3 protein-coding genes and 1 other RNA gene are annotated in these 2,984 nt (G+C 46.1%); 2 read left to right on the forward strand and 2 right to left on the reverse strand.

The genetic code is table 11. The annotated features are described in order from the left end of the window. Positions 1 to 279 precede the first annotated feature (279 nt). Positions 280 to 642: RNase P RNA component class A (gene rnpB, locus ACMJ0U_RS03505), an RNA gene on the forward strand. A gap of 23 nt (positions 643 to 665) precedes the next feature. Continuing rightward, complete coding sequence (locus ACMJ0U_RS03510) at positions 666 to 1,982, forward strand: YihY/virulence factor BrkB family protein (protein WP_417128211.1); 1,317 nt, start codon at positions 666 to 668, stop codon at positions 1,980 to 1,982. Between the two features lie 72 nt (positions 1,983 to 2,054). On the opposite strand, the gene ACMJ0U_RS03515 is transcribed toward ACMJ0U_RS03510, so the two are convergent. Together ACMJ0U_RS03515 and ACMJ0U_RS03520 are read right to left on the reverse strand one after the other, a co-directional pair. Further along, positions 2,055 to 2,660 carry a riboflavin synthase gene (locus ACMJ0U_RS03515; RefSeq protein ID WP_417128212.1) on the reverse strand — a complete coding sequence of 202 codons (606 nt, stop codon included), beginning with the start codon at positions 2,658 to 2,660 and terminating at the stop codon, positions 2,055 to 2,057. Between the two features lie 30 nt (positions 2,661 to 2,690). Further along, entirely contained in the window at positions 2,691 to 2,906 is a 216-nt protein-coding gene (locus ACMJ0U_RS03520) for a hypothetical protein (protein ID WP_417128214.1), read from the reverse strand. Positions 2,907 to 2,984: the final 78 nt, after the last annotated feature.

A 2,984-nucleotide genomic window follows, 5' to 3' on the forward strand; every position in this document is an offset into this window, starting at 1 on the left:
TTTCGACGTTGTTTTAACTTTTCATTTGCTAAAGTAGAACAAAATCCATACGATTGTACTCTTACCCTATTCTTTTTTCCGTCTTTTAACAATGAAAACAAGGGCATTAACCGCAGTTAACTGGCATATCTGACAAATTTACATTCATTACCAGTGAAATAGTGACAACGCTGACAATTCGTCCGGCTAGTTCTGACAGCTTCCAAAACACCCGAATCAAAAGAATCCTGACAATTATAGCACAAATTCCGTTTATTTGCGTACCTTTGCACGAAGAAAGCAGTCGGTCGGTCTGTCGCTGGTACATTATTATATAGTAAAAGAGGAAAGTCCGGGCAACGCAGAGCATCCTACTTCCTAACAGAAAGCTGTCCGTAAGGGTAGAGTAATGCAGAAGAAAATAACCGCCTCCACCCGGAGGTAAGGGTGAGAAGGTAGGGTAAGAGCCTACCAGCCGTATAGCGATATGCGGGCTGTGCATCTTAGGAGTTGTAAGGTCATGTAAACCGGCATTAACGAGGGTTGCTCGCCCCACGTCGGAGGGTGGACCGCTAGAGCCTGTCGGTGACGGCAGGAGTAGATAAATGACAGACTCCCCTGCTTGCAGGGTGACAGAACCCGGCTTATAGACCGGCTGCTTTCTTTTTCATTAAAACCAATCCACCATGAACGCACGACTCAAATCACTGATTCACTTTCTGGACGACGGTATCTGGCGCATCCGGGAAGAGGAAGTTTCTCACCTCCAATGGAAAGTATACACCTGTCTTAAGATTATTTACTTATCCATCAACCAGTTTATCAATGACCGTATTGTGGTGCGTGCATCAGCGCTGACCTACAGCACCCTGCTTTCCATCATCCCCATCCTGGCCTTGCTTTTCGCCATAGCCAGAGGGTTCGGATTCGACACCTTGATTGAATCACAGTTCCGCAGCGGGGTAACAGGTGCGCAGGCTGAACTTGTTATCAGCTGGATTAATTCCTATCTGGAACATGCACAAAGCGGAGTTTTCATCGGTGTGGGCCTCATTATGTTATTAGGAACCGTCCTGTTACTGATTGACAACATCGAACGCAGTTTCAATGCCATCTGGCAAGTAAAGAAGCCACGCGGTCTGTTCCGGCAGATTACCGACTATTCTTCTTTGATTCTGCTGCTACCGGTACTGCTCGTTATCTCCAGCGGTCTGTCCATCTTCATGAGCACCTATGTCAAAGAATTGCAGAACTTCATGGTACTGGCCCCGGTTCTGAAATTCTTCGTCCGCCTTATCCCCTATGCCCTTATCTGGGGAATGTTCATCGGACTTTACACCTTCATGCCCAACACGAAAGTCAAGTTGGCACACGCCTGGCTACCGGGTATTCTGGCAGGAAGTGCTTTTCAAGCCTTTCAGTATTTCTACATTAACAGCCAGATATGGGTTTCTAACTACAATGCCATCTACGGAAGCTTTGCGGCCATTCCTCTGTTCCTTTTGTGGACACAAATATCCTGGAGCATCTGCCTGTTCGGAGCCGAAATGAGCTACATCAGCCAGAACATATCCACCTTCAACTTCGGAAAGGAAACAGCCCATATCAGCCGACGATTCCACGACTTCTTCTGCACTATCATTCTGAGCTCTATCTGCAAACGGTTCGCCACTGGCGGCAGACCTTATACGGCAGAAGCCTTGAGTAAAGAGCACAAGATTCCTATCCGTCTGACAAAAAGTATTCTGTATGAGCTACAGGACATGCGACTGATTTATGAAGCAGGTGCCGATGGAGAAGAAAAATCCCGCGACCCTCAATACCTCCCTGGAATTGACATCCACCGGTTAAGCGTTGGCACCCTCCTGAGCCAGCTGGACGCCAACGGAGCGGAGGATTTCAAAATTGACCCGGGACATTATTCTACAGCCTGGCAAACCTTAATACAGGCCCGCAAAGAATTTACAGAAAAAAGCAGCGAAGTACTGCTCAAAGACCTATAAGAAAAAAAGCAAGGCGCAGCTTTCGGAAATCATTCCAGAAAACTGCGCCTTGAAGTTATATAACTGAAAGTATCACTCAGTAAGCTGCATCATGCGGCTCAGGTACTTACCGATAATATCAAATTCGATATTTACCACACTGCCCACCTTGATTGTATGGAAATTGGTATGCTCGTAAGTATAAGGAATAATCGCTACCTGAAACGTATCCGATGTAGGATTGCAGACCGTCAGGCTGACACCGTTCACCGTGACAGAACCTTTGTCTACCGTGAAGTATCCGCGCTTTGCCATCTCCTTGTCAAAATTATACTTAAAGGTGAAATACCAGCTTCCCTGCGCATCATCAACCGCCGTACAAACAGCAGTCTGGTCCACATGTCCCTGCACGATATGACCGTCCAGTCGTCCGTTCATCATCATGCTGCGTTCCACATTCACCTTGTCGCCTACAGCCAGCAGACCGATATTGGAGCGTTCAATGGTTTCCTTCATGGCCGTTACCGTATAAGTACCGTTCTGAATGCTGACTACCGTCAGACACACTCCGTTATGTGATACACTCTGGTCAATCTTCAGCTCATCCACAAACGAACATTTCAATGTCAGGTGCAGGTTTTCCTGTTCTTTTACCACCTTCACGACTTTTGCATATTCCTCTACTATTCCAGAAAACATAATCTTATGGTTTTAAAAATATAATCTGCGTCATTTCTTTTTCGACTCGGGAATCGGACTGCTCCATACAGTTTCTCCGCTGGAAGATACGACCGAAATCACCCCGCCCGCGTAATCTTCAATATAGCTGTTGCCTTTCACCAACATATCTTCCGCCATGTGAATGGCCTTTTCCGGAGTCTTGATAGAAAACCCTTTATGGTCGCTCGAACTGCCGTCCGAGAAATAAATATCATACGTTGTCATGTTTCTTCATTTTCTTGATTGCAGGCGCAAATATATCAAATTCCTCATAATACCCGCAACAGATATACAAAAAATTTC

It is taken from the genome of Phocaeicola sp. (genome assembly GCF_048170425.1).
Taxonomy (GTDB): domain Bacteria; phylum Bacteroidota; class Bacteroidia; order Bacteroidales; family Bacteroidaceae; genus Phocaeicola.